This window comes from Flavobacterium sp. MDT1-60 (assembly GCF_014844035.1).
In the GTDB taxonomy this organism is placed as follows: domain Bacteria; phylum Bacteroidota; class Bacteroidia; order Flavobacteriales; family Flavobacteriaceae; genus Flavobacterium.
The window spans coordinates 1,760,034-1,775,123 of record NZ_CP062159.1 but is presented as its reverse complement, the minus strand read 5'-3'; the positions used below and the strand labels follow the sequence as shown (position 1 = coordinate 1,775,123).

The window sequence follows — 15,090 nt, the reverse complement described above, 5'->3', positions numbered from 1 at the left end:
GGATTTCCACTACTATCGGGGCTAGATTAGAAGTTTTAAACTTTTAAGATGTTCTCCTGCAATCCCGAAGCTTCGGAACAAAACCTTGTAGGTGTTTATTTTATCAGCTTATAAAAATTCAAACCTACAAGGTTTTGGAAACCTTGCAGGAAATCATGCGGTCATTATCGTAAATATCTTTTTTCAATTCAATATTTTTATAATTCATTGTTTCCATCAAATCCATCATTTCTTTCCCTAAATACTGATTGATTTCAAAAAACAATTGACCATTTTCCAAAAGACTGTTTTTCGCCAAAACAGCTATTTTTCTGTAAAAGATCAAAGCGTCGTTATCCTCTACAAAAAGAGCCAAATGTGGCTCGTAATCCAAAACATTCTTTTTGATTTCTTCTTTTTCTAAATTCCGAACATAGGGTGGATTCGAAACAATTATATCAAAATTGGAGGTAATCAGATCGGTTTCTAAAATATCCAAAAGGACAAAAGTCACATCAACTTTATTATTTATAGCGTTTCTTTTGGCCGTTTCTATAGCTTTTTTCGAAACATCAAAACCATAAACTTCAGCATTTGGAAGGTTTTTAGCCAATGAAATAGCAATACAGCCACTTCCTGTTCCGATATCTAAAATTCTAAGTTTTTTAGTTTTATCCGTTTTTGAATTCTCATTTATAATCCATTCAACCAATTCTTCCGTTTCTGGTCTCGGAATCAAAACATTTTCATTTACTTCAAAATCCAAACCATAAAAACTTGTTTTCCCAAGTAAATACTGTATCGGAACTTCTTTTTTTAATTGACTCAACAATGTATTCCAAACCACGAAATCACTTTCAGAAAAATTCAAATCATGATTTAAGGCCAAATCAATTTGCCTTAATTTATGTTTGTCTTCTAAAATTAAATAGAAAAAACTTTCCGCTTCATACGCATCGTAAAAAGGTGATAATTCTTTTATAAACTGAGTCCGGTATTGTTTGATTTTCATTTCGGGTCTTTGAGTATTATCTTTTCGGCGAAAGCCAATTTTCTTTCAAAATAAGTATTGCAAAAACTAATTTGTTACAATTGTTTTACAAATCTTTCAACATCCAAATCGGACAAGAACTATGCCCGGTACATCCCATCGGCGCATCTAAATATTCAAAACCTGATTTTTTATATAATTTTTGAGCTGCATGCATAAAAGGCATCGTCTCTATGTAACATTTTTCAAAACCAAAAACTTTAGCCTGCTCCAAACATTTCTCCATCATTTTACTGCCAATTCCTAAACCTCGCGTTTCAGGCAAAAAATACATTTTTTGTAGTTCACAAATTGCAGGATCGCCATTTTCTAAAGGTGCAATTCCGCAACAGCCCACTATTTTACCTTCATTTTCAACCACAAAATAAACGGATCGCGGTTTATTATACTCCTCAAACATCAAATCTAAATAAGGATCCTCATAGGCTGTACCTACTTTCGGAATTTCCATTTCATCAAAAACGGATCTTATTAATTTTGCAACTGTCTGATTGTCTTCTTTTTTAATCTTTCTAATAAGCCAATTTTCCATATTTTGTTTATTCTTGTAATATCTACAAAAGTAAAAATAGTTTTTTGATAGTTTCTTATCATATATCAATTACTATCGCACTAAACTCAAAAATAATTACTTTTGTATCGTGAATACACATGAAAAATATATAAAACGCTGCATTGAACTTGCCAAAAATGGTTTTGGGACAACTTACCCAAATCCAATGGTAGGAAGCGTAATTGTTTATAACGACCAAATTATAGGTGAAGGCTGGCATAAAAAGGCTGGTGAACCACATGCAGAAGTTAATGCGGTTCGATCTGTAAAAGATAAATCGTTACTAAAAAAGGCCACTATTTATGTGAGTTTAGAACCTTGCAGTCATTTTGGAAAAACGCCGCCTTGTTGTGATTTAATTATTGCAAATGAAATTCCGAATGTCGTTGTTGGAACCGTAGATCCAAATGAAAAAGTAGCCGGAAACGGAATTAAAAAACTAATTGCAGCCGGAATAAATGTTACCGTAGGTGTTTTAGAAAAAGAATGCTACGAGCTTAATAAACGTTTTTTTACTTTTCATAATAAGAAGAGACCTTATATTATATTAAAATGGGCCGAAAGCCAGGACGGATTTCTAGCGCCTGAAAAACAAACTAATAAGGAACGAAAACCCGTTTGGATTACCAATCAATATTCAAGACAATTGGTTCATAAATGGCGAAGTGAAGAACAGGCTATTTTAGTTGGTACTCAAACTGTCGTTGATGATAATCCGAAATTAAATACCAGAGATTGGTCTGGAGATAATCCTGTAAGAATTGTTTTAGATCAAAATAATCGCATTTCAAAAGAGAGTTTTATTTTTGATGACAGTGTAAAAACTATCGTATTTACGAAATCTCAAATTAACTTTTCATCAGAAAACACTACCTTTGAAGTAATCGATTTTAATCAAAATATAATCCCGCAGATTTTAGCCGTTTTATATCAAACCCAAATTCAGTCTATTATTATTGAAGGCGGTTTACAGACTTTACAAGCTTTTATCGACCAGGACATTTGGGATGAAGCTCGTATTTTTATTGGAGAGAATACTTTTAATATAGGAACAAAGGCCCCGGTTCTTCAAAAGAAAACTACAACAAAAACTCATATTCAAAACGATGAATTAATATACGTTAGAAATCATGATTGATACTATAATTTTTGACTTTGGGGATATCTTTATCAATTTAGACAAACAGGCTACTATTTCAGGATTGCAGAAGTTAGGCATGACGGAATGGAATTCAGAATTGGATCGCTTGAATGTTTTGTTTGAAACCGGAGATATTTCGCATGATGATTTTCTGGCAGGTTTTCAAAAACAACTTCCAAATGCTTCGATTGAAGAAATTCTGGAAGCCTGGAATGCCGTTCTGGCTGATTTCCCTTTATACAGATTAGAGTTTCTGCAAATGCTTTCAAAAAAATACCGTTTATTTTTATTGAGCAATACAGATTCCATTCATATTGAAACTTTCGAAACCAAAAGTGGCATTTCATTTTACAGCGATTTCTATCAATGTTTTGAAAAAGTTTATTTCTCTTTTGAAATTGGAAAGCGAAAACCAAATGCTGATGTTTTTCAATATTTAATCAACAAACATGAATTATTGCCAAAGCGCACTTTGTTTGTTGACGATAAAAAAGAAAACACAGATTCGGCCGCTGCTTTAGGTTTCCACGTTTGGAATTTACAAGTGGGCCAGGAAGATGTCGTGGATTTATTTGATAAAAAAATATTATAGCAGCAAAAATTATTTTACCACATATTAAAGATTAAAGTAATTTTATAATTAGCGACATACTTTAACCGCAAAGTTCGCAAAGGGTTTACGCAAAATTCACCAAAACAGCTTTGCGAACTTAATAAAGCCAATTGTAAACACACCAAAAAATAAACTTTGCGTTCTTTGCGGTAAAATCAACTCTCTGGCAAAAAAAACAAACATAATTTAGAAATTTACTTTTGGAATATAACGATACCTACCAAACCATTGCTTTTAAATCTGAAGAAGTGCTTTTTAAGGAAAAAGGAAGTAAATTCTTTGGTTATGCTTTTCCCATTGAAAATGAAGACGAAGTAAAACCAATTATCGAAAACTTAAAAAAACAGCATCCTCATGCCGTTCATTATTGTTATGCATATCAATTGGGAACAGCTCCAAAAATATCCTATCGGGCTAATGACGACGGCGAACCGAGCAATACAGCCGGCGCTCCGATTTATGGTCAAATTCAGTCTTTTGGATTAACTAATCTTTTAGTAGTTGTAGTCCGAATTTTTGGTGGAGTTAAATTGGGTGTTGGCGGATTGATAGCAGCTTACAAAACAACCGCACAAATGACGCTTGAAGTTTGTGAAATCATCGAAAAAACAATTGACGTTCATTTTTTAATCTCTTTTGATTATAAAAATATGAACAAAGTAATGCGGGTCATCAAAGAAAAAAAACTGGAAATTACTTCTCAGGAAATGGAAATTGATGAAGAATCCGGACTTCCAATTGGTAAAATAATCACAAAAACACGAAAAAAAAATGCCGAATTAGTATTCGACATTTTTGATTTAATGTTTGAAATCGATATAAAAATTATATAATTTAATATAAAAATACACATCATTTTAACAATTACACCAGTGTTTTAAATAATTCTAAAATATAATCCGGAGGTGCTGTTGGACGACCTGATTTTAACGAAATAAATACTAAAATAAATACCGCAGTTGTTAATAACTCATTCGCTTCGTTAAAGATCGCACAGTCGAATTCAATCTTAACAGAAGATTGACTTTTGAAAGTAGTATGAATCGTAAGAAGCTCATCATAGCGCGCTGATTTTTTATAATTTATTTGCATTGAAACAATTGGCAGTCCAATTCCGCTTTCTTCCATACTTTTATACGAAATCCCTTTGTCTCTAAGCCATTCCACGCGTCCGATCTCAAAATATGGAATATAATTTCCGTGATAAACAACCCCCATTTGGTCTGTTTCAGAGTAACGAACACGCACTTGCGTTTGATGATTTTTCATTATTTATTGATTAAAAAAAATTAACTTCCAAAAGTTTACTTACAACATTTTTTTATAAAATTAGACTCCAAAATATTTTTTTTTACAGAAATTTGTTCACATATTTGTTATCCCGAAATACGGAATAAAATTGCTCCCTTTTTATTAGGAGAATCTTTATCAATAATTAAAAATTTATCTGAATCTATGACTAAAACTGCTCAATCGGTATGGGAAAACTGTTTGTCTTTTATAAAGGACAATATTCAAGATCAAGCCTATAAAACTTGGTTTGAACCAATCAAATCAGTTGAGCTAACCGACAACGCGTTATATATTCAAGTACCAAGTAAATTTTTCTACGAATGGTTAGAAGAACATTACGTTAAATTATTAAAAGTTGCGCTTACCAAAGAACTGGGAAAAAACGCAAAGTTACTCTATAAAATTAAAATGGAGAACACTTACGGAAATAAACAACCGTTTACTGAGCAGCTACCAAGTTCGAACAGAGTACCAATGAAACCTCAAGAGGTTGATGCTCCGTTTAAAAACTTAAATCCTGAACTTAAAAATCCGTTTGTAATTCCCGGAATTAGAAATTTAAAAATTGAGTCGCAATTAAATGCTAACTACAGTTTTGATAATTTCCTTGAAGGAGATTCTAACCGTTTGGCGCGTTCTGCAGGTATGGCTGTTGCCAATAAACCTGGAGGGACGTCATTTAATCCGTTATTAATTTTTGGAGGAGTTGGTTTAGGAAAAACACACTTAGCACACGCTATTGGTGTTGAAGTAAAAGACAAATATCCTGAAAAAACGGTTTTATATATTTCTGCCGAAATTTTCACACAACAATATATTGATTCGGTTAAAAAGAATAATCGTAATGATTTCATTCACTTTTACCAATTAATTGACGTTTTGATTATTGATGATGTTCAGTTTTTATCTGGAAAATCAGGAACTCAGGACGTATTTTTCCATATTTTTAATTACCTGCACCAAAATGGAAAACAGGTAATTTTAACTTCGGATAAAGCTCCTGTTGATATGCAGGATATTGAGCAACGTTTATTATCTCGTTTCAAATGGGGATTATCTGCTGAGTTACATCAGCCAGATTACGAAACTCGTATTTCAATCTTGAAAAATATTCTTTACCGCGATGGTGTCGAAATGCCGGAAGACATTATTGAATATGTTGCCCGTAACATCAAAAGCAATGTTCGTGAACTTGAAGGCGCCATTATTTCGTTAATTGCCCAATCTTCTTTCAACAAAAAAGAAGTTACTATCGAGTTGGCTAAAAGTGTTGTAGAGAAATTTGTTAAAAACGTGAAGAGAGAGATCTCTATCGATTATATTCAAAAAATTGTGTCTGATTATTTTCAGTTGGATATTGAAACACTTCAATCTAAAACCAGGAAAAGGCACGTTGTTCAGGCGAGACAATTAGCTATGTTTTTTGCAAAGAAATTTACTAAAGCTTCTTTGGCAAACATTGGCTCACAAATTGGAGATCGCGATCACGCTACCGTATTACACGCTTGTAAAACCGTTGACAATTTAGTTTCTACAGACAAACAATTCAAAAAATTTGTCGAAGACATCAACAAAAAATTAACGCTATAAACGCGAATCATGCCTGTAAAAATTTTAATGGTTTGTTTGGGAAATATTTGCAGATCGCCTTTAGCAGAAGGAATTTTGGCATCTAAACTTCCAAAAGACAAATTCACAGTTGATTCAGCTGGAACAGGATCCTGGCATGTGGGTCACGCACCTGACAAACGTTCTATTGCGATTGCCCAAAAAAACGGCTTATGCATTGACAATCAAAAAGGGAGACAATTTAAAATTGCTGACTTTGATGAATTCGATTATATCTATGTAATGGATAATTCGAATTATCGCGATGTCCTTCATCTTGCAAAAACTCCAGAACATAAAAATAAAGTTCATCTTATTTTAAACGAATTATTTCCCGGTGAAAATGTAGATGTTCCAGATCCTTATTTTGGAGCTGTAAATGGTTTTGACAATGTTTACCAAATGTTAGACGAAGTTGCTGACATCATTTCTAAAAAACTTATCGAAAAACATTCTTAACTTATCTGTTTTCAATTATTTAGCAACTTATAATTGAAAATATTTCATTTTATAATCTATAAAATAAATCACATGAAACTTCCAGGAAAGCTATATTTAATTCCAACAACAATGGGCGAAAGCGATCCGATGGATGTTTTGCCTCAAACCGTAAAAAGAAGCATCGATTTTATAGATCATTATATTGTTGAAAACGAAAAAACAGCACGAAAATCAATAAAAGCAGTTTCTCCTGAGAAAAAACAATCAGAACTTATACTTTTCACACTCAACAAACGCACTGAACCAAGCGAACATTTAGATTTCATAAAACCTTTATTAGAAGGAAAAAATGTAGGTTTAATGAGCGAAGCTGGCTGTCCAGGCGTTGCAGATCCAGGTGCGGTAATTGTAAAATTAGCGCACGAAAAAGGAATTCAGGTTGTACCGTTAGTTGGACCTTCTTCTATTTTATTAGCGATGATGGCTTCGGGAATGAACGGACAAAGTTTTACTTTCAACGGTTATTTACCAATTGATAAAGACGAGAAAAAATCGGCATTAAAACATTTTGAAAAATTATCTCAGGATAAAAATCAATCGCAAATTTTCATCGAAACACCTTATAGAAACAATAAATTAGTTGAAGATCTTTTACAGATCCTAAACCCTTCAACTCACCTTTGTATTGCAACTGATATAACATTACCAACCGAGTTTATTAAAACAATGCGTGTTGCTGATTGGAAAAAACTGAAAGTTGATTTACATAATCGACCTACGATTTTTATTATTCATAAAATGTAAAACTACATAAAAATCCAACTATATGAAAAAGTTTCTATTTCTGATTTTTATTTGTTTTGCACAAAATATATCTTCTCAAACTGAAGATGTAAAAATAACTCCCGAGAATGTAAACAATTACAAAGGAGTTGTTATAAATGAAGAAAACCAAGTCTACAATACGGCTGGACTAGAAGTAAAACCAGAATTTCCGGGAGGAAAAGAAGCATTTGATCGCTATATAAAAGACAATTATAAAAATCCAGAAAACCCACAAATAAAAGGAAGAGTTTATATGACTTTTATAATAGAAAAAGACGGTTCACTAAGTGATATTAAAGTCTTAAGAGATATTGGCCATGGAACTGGTGCTGAAGCGATCCGTGTTCTAAAGATGTCTCCTAAATGGATTCCTGGAAAACAAAACAATAATGTGGTTAGAACATTTTTTTCAATACCCATTTCTGTAAATAATTTCGTAAAGTAATTATTCAACAAAATAAAAATTACCTTATATTGTACTCACAAGTTTTCCCCAATCAAACTTTCTCATGAGTAAACTTCCAAACATAACCACAAGCATCTTTACGGTAATGTCTAAAATGGCAACCGAATACAATGCAATTAATCTGTCTCAGGGATTTCCTAATTTTCCTGTTGATGAAAGATTAACAGATATTCTGGCAAAATTATCTAAAGAAAACGTACATCAATATACACCAATGGCAGGTTATCCGCCTTTGATGAATCAGATTACTAAACTAATTCAGAGTTCTTATAACCGAATTATAAATCCTGATTTAGAACTTTTGGTTACGGCCGGGGCTACGCAGGGAATTTTTACTACTATTTTAGCACTAGTTAAAACTGGAGATGAAGTTGTTATTCTGGATCCGAGCTATGATTCTTATGAATCACCTGTTTTACTTTGTAATGCAAAACCGGTTCGGGTAGCTTTAAATAATGATTACACACCAAATTGGGAAACAATCGAAACGGCTTGTTCGGCAAAAACTAAGATGATAATCATCAACAATCCGCATAATCCGACGGGAAAAATTTTGACAGAAAATGATTTTTTAGAACTTGAAAAACTACTTTCGAAATATCCTGATATTCTTGTTTTATCTGACGAAGTTTACGAATACATCACTTTCGAAGAAAAACATATTTCGACTCATACTAAAGAATTTCTTTTGAATCGCTGTATTATGGTTTCTTCTTTCGGGAAATCATTTCATATTACAGGCTGGAAAATTGGCTATACGGTGGCACCGGAATATTTAATGAAAGAAATCAAAAAAGTACATCAGTTTTTGGTTTTTAGTGTCAATAGTATTTCCCAGGTTGCCATTAGTCAATATTTAGATGTTGTAGATGTAAATTTACTTGGAAAATTCTATCAGGAAAAACGTGATTATTTTCAAAAACTTCTTCAAAACAGTCGCTTCGAATTAAAACCTTGTGAAGGAACTTATTTTCAAGTCGCTTCTTACGCCAATATTTCAAACAATGATGATGTAACCTTTTGTAAAAAACTAATTACAGATCATGGTGTTGCTGCAATTCCAATTTCAACTTTTTATTCAGATCATAAAGATCAAAAATTAATACGTTTTTGTTTCGCTAAAGACAATTTCACTCTGGAGTCGGCAGCAAAAAAATTGTGCGATATATAAAATTTATCAAAATTTTATAACATTATTATGCATGCATCCTATTTATTTAATTAATATTGCAATAAAAAGAAAAAAGTATGAGCTATACAGATAAAATGTTGCGCGATGACGCCTTAAAAGGAAAAGTCATTGTAGTTACTGGAGGCGGAAGTGGTTTAGGAAAAGCAATGACTAAATATTTCTTAGAATTAGGCGCTCAGGTAGCGATTACTTCAAGAGATTTAGACAAACTAAAAGCAACTGCTACAGAACTTGAAACCGAAACTGGCGGAAAATGTTTACCACTTCAATGTGATGTTCGTCATTATGAAGAAGTAGAAAACATGCTTCAGGAAGTTTTAAAAGCTTTCGGGAAAGTAGATGTTCTTTTGAATAATGCTGCCGGAAATTTCATTTCTCCAACGGAACGTTTATCCGCTAATGCGTTTGACACTGTTATCGATATTGTATTGAAAGGTTCTAAAAACTGTACACTAGCCTTTGGAAAACATTGGATAGACAGTAAACAAACATCAGCAACAATTTTAAATATTGTTACGACTTATGCCTGGACCGGTTCTGCTTATGTGGTTCCAAGTGCTACTGCAAAAGCGGGAGTTTTAGCAATGACAAGAAGTCTTGCCGTAGAATGGGCTAAGTACGGAATCCGTTCTAATGCTATTGCTCCTGGACCATTCCCGACAAAAGGTGCCTGGGATAGATTATTACCCGGAGATCTCGCAGAAAAGTTTGATATGGCGAAAAAAGTGCCATTAAAACGTGTAGGTGATCATCAGGAGTTAGCCAATTTAGCAGCTTATTTAGTTTCTGATTTCTCAGCATACATAAATGGAGATGTAATTACAATTGACGGAGGAGAATGGTTAAAAGGCGCCGGACAATTCAATTTATTAGAAGCAATTCCGGAAGAACTTTGGGATCAGCTTGAAATGATGATAAAAGCAAAAAAGAATAAATAATTACAAGTGCTTACTAAATTCAGAATATTTTATTAAAACTATACTGATTGCACGAAATCCCGATGGCTTTGCTGTCGGGATTTTTTTTACTGTTTTTACCATATAAGTGATATAAGTTCAGTTAAATAATACTTTGTTTAAACATCTGTTTACTTAAATTTACTTACGTTACTTATATGGTTTAAATGAATAATATGCTTAGACAATTCACTTAAATTATTATTTTTGCCGAATAAATATATAATATCAAATTTATGCTCATTATAGGAATTGCAGGGGGAACAGGAAGTGGAAAAACAACAGTAGTACACCAAATCATGAACGAATTACCAGATACGGAAGTTGGGGTAATTTCTCAAGATTCGTACTATAAAGAAACCAGCAATTTGTCATTTGACGAAAGAGCATTAATTAATTTTGATCACCCAAGAGCGATCGATTTTGAATTATTGGTAAAACATCTTAAAGCTTTAAAAGCTGGCGAAACCATTGACCAGCCGGTATATTCTTTTATTCAGCATAACAGAACCGACGATACTGTATCAACACATCCGCGAAAAGTAATGATTATTGAAGGAATTTTAATTCTAACTAATCCTGAATTACGTGAATTATTTGATATTAAAATTTACGTTCATGCTGATTCTGACGAAAGATTAATTCGTCGTTTAAAAAGAGATATTTCAGAACGTGGACGCGATATTGACGAGGTTTTAAACCGTTACCAAACCACTTTAAAGCCTATGCATGAGCAATTTATCGAGCCATCAAAAGCTTTTGCTGATATCATTATTCCAAATGACAAATACAATACTGTAGCAATTGATGTGGTTCGTGCCGTAATTAATCAGCGAATTTTATAATTTTTATTGTAAATTTAGTCCATAAAAATTAGGAGCTATTCCCGCTATTCGTTTCAAACGAAGTTCACTGAACTCCGATTGAAATAAAAGTTAAGTGAAGTAATCTTTTGTGCCGAACACCGGCACAAAAGGATTTTTACTTCTATCGGGGCTAGAAAGACGAATCAAAACCCTAAGACACAATCGGTTAATTAAAAATAAAATGAAAAATCCATATAAAGACAAATCATGGTTCAAATTCCTGGGCAATAAATATGTTTGGGTGTTGCTGTTTTTTGTTATTTGGATGTTATTTTTAGACAATTACTCTTATTTTGATCATCGCTTTTTAGATGGGCAAATCAATGAATTACAAGACAATAAAAAATATTATCAGGAAGAAATAAAGAAAGATCAGGAACAGATCAAGCAACTTAAAAATCCTGAACAAATAGAAAAATATGCTCGCGAAAAGTACTTTATGAAAAAAGACAGCGAAGATATTTACATCATCCAATTTGAAGGAGATACTATTCAAGAAAAAGAATAATCAGAAAAAACACCCAATGACCAGTACCCTATTCGACGATTTTAATCCGATTTCATCCAAGCAATGGAAACAAAAAATTCAGTTTGAATTAGATGGAGCCGAATACAATCAAACTGTAATTTGGAATTCTCCCGAAGATATTCAGGTAAAGCCTTTTTATCACAGAGATGAATTTTCAAAAGCAGCAACTGTAAAAACTGAGGCTTCGAATTTTAAAATCTGTCAAAATATTTTTGTTTATGATATCGAGAAATCGATTCAAAGAGCTATTAATACTATTGAAAGAGGAGCAGAAAGTTTGCGTTTTACGATTGAAAACGAAAAAATAGATATTCAAAAATTATTAGAAAATCTTCCTTTAGAAAACCGAATCGTTTACTTTAATTTAAATTTTATTTCAATCGATTTCGTAAAAAAACTAGACACAATTTCGATTCAGAAAAAAGCTGTCTTTTACTGTAATATTGATCCAATTGGTCATTTTGCACGAGAAGGAAATTGGTTTCCAACATCAGATAAAAATAATTTTGAAACGATCGAAAATATTGCAAAAGCAACTACAAATCTTTCTTTAGTAAGTATCGATTTAGGTTTATATCAAAATGCCGGTGCGAATATTATACAGCAAATTGCATACAGTTTAGCACATGCAAATGAATACTTAAATCGGTTACTAAATATTACCAAGCCATTCGTTTTTCAGGTTTCTGTGGGAACAAACTATTTCTTTGAAATTGCAAAACTTCGTGCATTACGAATGCTTTTCAAATTAATTGCCGAAGAATATAATCCTGAAATTGAATGTCATTTATTGGTTACGCCAACAAAACGTAATAAAACGATTTACGATTACAATGTCAATATGCTTCGTACAACAACCGAATGTATGTCAGCTATTTTAGGAGGTGCTGATGCTGTCGCAAATTTACCTTACGATGCTTTATATCATAAAGACAATGAATTTGGAGACCGAATAGCCAGAAATCAATTGCTGGTTTTAAAACACGAAAGTTATTTCGACAAAGTAGATAATCCTGCCGATGGAAGTTATTATATTGAAAGTTTAACGATGCAACTGGCTGAAAAAAGTTTGGCTTTATTTAAAGATATTGAAGCAAATGGAGGTTTTCTGAAACTTTTGAACGATGGAACCATCAAAAAGAAAATTCAGGAAAGTGCGACAAAAGAACAGGAGTTGTTCGATTCAAAAAAAGAAGTTTTACTAGGGACGAATAAATATCCAAACAAAGAAGACAAAATGAAACATGATTTAGAGTTGTTTCCTTTTGTAAAAATAAAACCAAGAAAAACATTAATTACACCCATAATAGAAAAAAGATTAGCTGAAAAATTAGAGCAGGAACGATTAGAACTTGAATAATCTTTTTCAAAGTAATTAATAACCAAACAAAACGAAGTGTCTCCATGATAAGAAAAGACCTTAAACATATAACGTTAGATTTTAAAAGTGAGAAGTTAGACGAACTGACGCATAACTCAGAACCTACAACTCAAAACTTCGTCACAGCCGAAGGAATCGAACTTAAAAAAAACTATTCCGAAAAAGATATAGAAGATTTAGAGTTCTTGGATTTTGGAGCCGGTTTTGCGCCGAATTTAAGGGGACCATATGCCACAATGTACGTTCGTCGTCCGTGGACCATTAGACAATACGCAGGATTTTCGACTGCAGAAGAAAGTAATGCCTTTTACAGAAGAAATTTAGCTGCAGGACAAAAAGGATTATCAATTGCTTTTGATTTACCAACACATCGCGGTTATGATTCAGATCATGAAAGAGTTGTCGGAGATGTTGGAAAAGCTGGTGTTGCAATTGATTCTGTCGAAGACATGAAAGTACTTTTCGACCAGATTCCGTTAGATGAAATGTCAGTTTCAATGACTATGAATGGTGCTGTTTTGCCCATTATGGCATTTTATATAGTAGCGGCTGAAGAACAAGGTGTTGCCATCGGGAAATTATCCGGAACTATTCAGAATGATATTTTGAAAGAGTTTATGGTGCGAAACACCTATATCTATCCTCCTAGTCCTTCGATGAAAATTATTGCTGATATTTTTGAATTTACGAGTAAAAAAATGCCTAAATTCAATTCTATTTCCATTTCCGGATATCATATGCAGGAAGCTGGTGCGACTGCCGACATTGAATTGGCCTATACTTTAGCTGATGGTTTAGAATACATTAGAACCGGACTATCAACCGGGATGACTATTGATGACTTTGCCCCCCGCCTTTCTTTCTTTTGGGCTATCGGCATGAATCATTTTATGGAAATAGCCAAAATGAGAGCCGGAAGAATGATTTGGGCAAAATTAGTACAGCAGTTTAATCCAAAAAGTGATAAATCTTTGGCACTAAGAACACATTGCCAAACAAGTGGATGGAGTTTGACAGAGCAGGATCCTTTTAATAATGTAGCCCGAACTTGTATTGAAGCAACTGCTGCTGCCTTTGGGGGGACACAATCTTTACATACCAATGCACTTGATGAAGCGATTGCTTTGCCAACCGATTTCTCTGCAAGAATTGCACGTAATACACAAATCTTTTTACAAGAAGAAACGAAAATCACCAAAACAGTTGATCCCTGGGCCGGAAGTTATTATGTTGAAAGCCTGACGAATGAGATCTTAGAAAGTACATGGAAACTTATCGAAGAAGTTGAAGAATTAGGCGGAATGACAAAAGCTATCGAAGCCGGAATTCCAAAACTTAGGATTGAAGAAGCTGCAGCAAGAAAGCAAGCACGAATTGACAGCGGACAAGATATTATTGTTGGTGTAAATCAATTTAGATTAGAAAAAGAAGATCCGTTGCATATTTTGGATGTTGACAACCAAATGGTTCGTAAACAACAAATTGAACGTCTTGAAGAAATAAAAGCAAAAAGAGATACTGAAAAAGTAAATCAATCACTGGAAAAATTAATTCATTGTGCTAAAACCGGACAAGGAAACTTATTGGAAATCGCAACCGAAGCGGCTCGAGAAAGAGCAACATTAGGGGAAATTAGCGATGCTCTGGAAAGTGTTTTTGGCAGATACAAAGCACAAATTAAATCCTTTAGCGGTGTGTATAGTGCAGCAATAAAAAATGACGAAAATTTTGAAAAGGCAAAACAATTAGCAGATGCCTTTGCAAAACAAGAAGGAAGACGTCCCAGAATTATGATTGCCAAAATGGGACAAGACGGACACGATCGCGGTGCAAAAGTAGTTGCAACCGGTTATGCTGATGTAGGCTTTGATGTTGATATTGGCCCTCTTTTTCAAACTCCTGCTGAAGCCGCTAAACAAGCTGTTGAAAATGATGTCCATATATTAGGAGTTTCTTCTTTAGCTGCCGGACATAAAACGTTGGTTCCGCAAGTTATTGAAGAACTAAAAAAACACGGCCGAGAAGACATTATGGTAATTGTAGGCGGTGTTATACCGGCACAAGACTATCAATATCTCTTTGATGCAGGTGCAGTTGCCATTTTTGGACCAGGGACAAAGATTAGTGAAGCAGCAATTAAAATTTTAGAAATATTAATTGATTAAATATATTCCATAAAAAAATCCCGATTAACTC

The 15,090-nt window shown here is 33.4% G+C and carries 16 protein-coding genes; 13 read left to right on the top strand and 3 right to left on the bottom strand.

Annotation, left to right across the window (positions count from 1 at the left end; genetic code table 11):
- Positions 1-124 precede the first annotated feature (124 nt).
- Both prmC and IHE43_RS07630 read right to left on the bottom strand, forming a co-directional pair.
- Positions 125-991, bottom strand: coding sequence for a peptide chain release factor N(5)-glutamine methyltransferase (prmC, locus tag IHE43_RS07635; protein ID WP_192187376.1), 867 nt, complete (start codon positions 989-991; stop codon positions 125-127).
- A gap of 85 nt (positions 992-1,076) precedes the next feature.
- A complete protein-coding gene (locus IHE43_RS07630; protein WP_192187375.1) occupies positions 1,077-1,562 on the bottom strand; it encodes a GNAT family N-acetyltransferase in 486 nt (161 codons plus the stop codon).
- 109 nt (positions 1,563-1,671) lie between these two features.
- Here IHE43_RS07630 and ribD point away from each other — a divergent pair, with 109 nt between their 5' ends.
- The 3 genes from ribD (at position 1,672) to IHE43_RS07615 (ending at position 4,170) form a co-directional block, all read left to right on the top strand.
- On the top strand, positions 1,672-2,721 hold the full coding sequence (ribD, locus tag IHE43_RS07625; RefSeq protein ID WP_192187374.1) for a bifunctional diaminohydroxyphosphoribosylaminopyrimidine deaminase/5-amino-6-(5-phosphoribosylamino)uracil reductase RibD: 1,050 nt from the start codon (positions 1,672-1,674) through the stop codon (positions 2,719-2,721).
- Positions 2,714-3,316, top strand: coding sequence for an HAD family phosphatase (locus tag IHE43_RS07620; protein WP_192187373.1), 603 nt, complete (start codon positions 2,714-2,716; stop codon positions 3,314-3,316). Before ribD ends, IHE43_RS07620 begins: the two co-directional genes overlap by 8 nt.
- Before the next feature lie 221 nt (positions 3,317-3,537).
- On the top strand, positions 3,538-4,170 hold the full coding sequence (locus IHE43_RS07615) for a YigZ family protein (protein WP_192187372.1): 633 nt from the start codon (positions 3,538-3,540) through the stop codon (positions 4,168-4,170).
- Between the two features lie 31 nt (positions 4,171-4,201).
- Here the strand turns inward: IHE43_RS07615 and IHE43_RS07610 are convergent, their stop codons facing one another.
- Entirely contained in the window at positions 4,202-4,606 is a 405-nt protein-coding gene (locus tag IHE43_RS07610) for a thioesterase family protein (protein WP_192187371.1), read from the bottom strand.
- A gap of 186 nt (positions 4,607-4,792) precedes the next feature.
- Between IHE43_RS07610 and dnaA the strand changes: the two genes are divergently transcribed.
- The 10 genes from dnaA to scpA all read left to right on the top strand — a co-directional run bounded on the left by dnaA (position 4,793) and on the right by scpA (position 15,059).
- Entirely contained in the window at positions 4,793-6,220 is a 1,428-nt protein-coding gene (gene dnaA, locus IHE43_RS07605; RefSeq protein ID WP_192187370.1) for a chromosomal replication initiator protein DnaA, read from the top strand.
- 9 nt (positions 6,221-6,229) lie between these two features.
- Positions 6,230-6,697, top strand: coding sequence for a low molecular weight protein-tyrosine-phosphatase (locus tag IHE43_RS07600; RefSeq protein ID WP_192187369.1), 468 nt, complete (start codon positions 6,230-6,232; stop codon positions 6,695-6,697).
- Positions 6,698-6,769: 72 nt separating this feature from the next.
- Entirely contained in the window at positions 6,770-7,483 is a 714-nt protein-coding gene (locus IHE43_RS07595) for an SAM-dependent methyltransferase (RefSeq protein ID WP_192187368.1), read from the top strand.
- A gap of 22 nt (positions 7,484-7,505) precedes the next feature.
- Positions 7,506-7,949 carry an energy transducer TonB gene (locus tag IHE43_RS07590; RefSeq protein WP_192187367.1) on the top strand — a complete coding sequence of 148 codons (444 nt, stop codon included), beginning with the start codon at positions 7,506-7,508 and terminating at the stop codon, positions 7,947-7,949.
- A gap of 64 nt (positions 7,950-8,013) precedes the next feature.
- Complete coding sequence (locus tag IHE43_RS07585) at positions 8,014-9,141, top strand: methionine aminotransferase (RefSeq protein WP_192187366.1); 1,128 nt, start codon at positions 8,014-8,016, stop codon at positions 9,139-9,141.
- Positions 9,142-9,218: 77 nt separating this feature from the next.
- Positions 9,219-10,100, top strand: a complete 882-nt coding sequence (locus IHE43_RS07580; protein WP_192187365.1) for an SDR family oxidoreductase — start codon at positions 9,219-9,221, stop codon at positions 10,098-10,100.
- A gap of 254 nt (positions 10,101-10,354) precedes the next feature.
- Entirely contained in the window at positions 10,355-10,963 is a 609-nt protein-coding gene (gene udk / locus IHE43_RS07575) for a uridine kinase (RefSeq protein WP_192187364.1), read from the top strand.
- Positions 10,964-11,165: 202 nt separating this feature from the next.
- Complete coding sequence (locus tag IHE43_RS07570) at positions 11,166-11,492, top strand: septum formation initiator family protein (protein ID WP_192187363.1); 327 nt, start codon at positions 11,166-11,168, stop codon at positions 11,490-11,492.
- Between the two features lie 16 nt (positions 11,493-11,508).
- A complete protein-coding gene (locus IHE43_RS07565) occupies positions 11,509-12,873 on the top strand; it encodes a methylmalonyl-CoA mutase subunit beta (protein ID WP_192187362.1) in 1,365 nt (454 codons plus the stop codon).
- Positions 12,874-12,917: 44 nt separating this feature from the next.
- Complete coding sequence (gene scpA / locus IHE43_RS07560) at positions 12,918-15,059, top strand: methylmalonyl-CoA mutase (protein ID WP_192187361.1); 2,142 nt, start codon at positions 12,918-12,920, stop codon at positions 15,057-15,059.
- The last annotated feature ends 31 nt before the right edge of the window (positions 15,060-15,090 follow it).

What these genes read in the sequence shown, in the direction of transcription:
- prmC (WP_192187376.1), bottom strand. Translation starts at nt 991, where the DNA reads ATGAAAATCAAACAATACCGGACTCAGTTTATAAAAGAATTATCACCT.
- IHE43_RS07630 (WP_192187375.1), bottom strand. Translation starts at nt 1,562, where the DNA reads ATGGAAAATTGGCTTATTAGAAAGATTAAAAAAGAAGACAATCAGACA.
- IHE43_RS07620 (WP_192187373.1), top strand. Translation starts at nt 2,714, where the DNA reads ATGATTGATACTATAATTTTTGACTTTGGGGATATCTTTATCAATTTA.
- IHE43_RS07610 (WP_192187371.1), bottom strand. Translation starts at nt 4,606, where the DNA reads ATGAAAAATCATCAAACGCAAGTGCGTGTTCGTTACTCTGAAACAGAC.
- dnaA (WP_192187370.1), top strand. Translation starts at nt 4,793, where the DNA reads ATGACTAAAACTGCTCAATCGGTATGGGAAAACTGTTTGTCTTTTATA.
- IHE43_RS07600 (WP_192187369.1), top strand. Translation starts at nt 6,230, where the DNA reads ATGCCTGTAAAAATTTTAATGGTTTGTTTGGGAAATATTTGCAGATCG.
- IHE43_RS07595 (WP_192187368.1), top strand. Translation starts at nt 6,770, where the DNA reads ATGAAACTTCCAGGAAAGCTATATTTAATTCCAACAACAATGGGCGAA.
- IHE43_RS07590 (WP_192187367.1), top strand. Translation starts at nt 7,506, where the DNA reads ATGAAAAAGTTTCTATTTCTGATTTTTATTTGTTTTGCACAAAATATA.
- IHE43_RS07585 (WP_192187366.1), top strand. Translation starts at nt 8,014, where the DNA reads ATGAGTAAACTTCCAAACATAACCACAAGCATCTTTACGGTAATGTCT.
- IHE43_RS07580 (WP_192187365.1), top strand. Translation starts at nt 9,219, where the DNA reads ATGAGCTATACAGATAAAATGTTGCGCGATGACGCCTTAAAAGGAAAA.
- udk (WP_192187364.1), top strand. Translation starts at nt 10,355, where the DNA reads ATGCTCATTATAGGAATTGCAGGGGGAACAGGAAGTGGAAAAACAACA.
- IHE43_RS07570 (WP_192187363.1), top strand. Translation starts at nt 11,166, where the DNA reads ATGAAAAATCCATATAAAGACAAATCATGGTTCAAATTCCTGGGCAAT.
- IHE43_RS07565 (WP_192187362.1), top strand. Translation starts at nt 11,509, where the DNA reads ATGACCAGTACCCTATTCGACGATTTTAATCCGATTTCATCCAAGCAA.
- scpA (WP_192187361.1), top strand. Translation starts at nt 12,918, where the DNA reads ATGATAAGAAAAGACCTTAAACATATAACGTTAGATTTTAAAAGTGAG.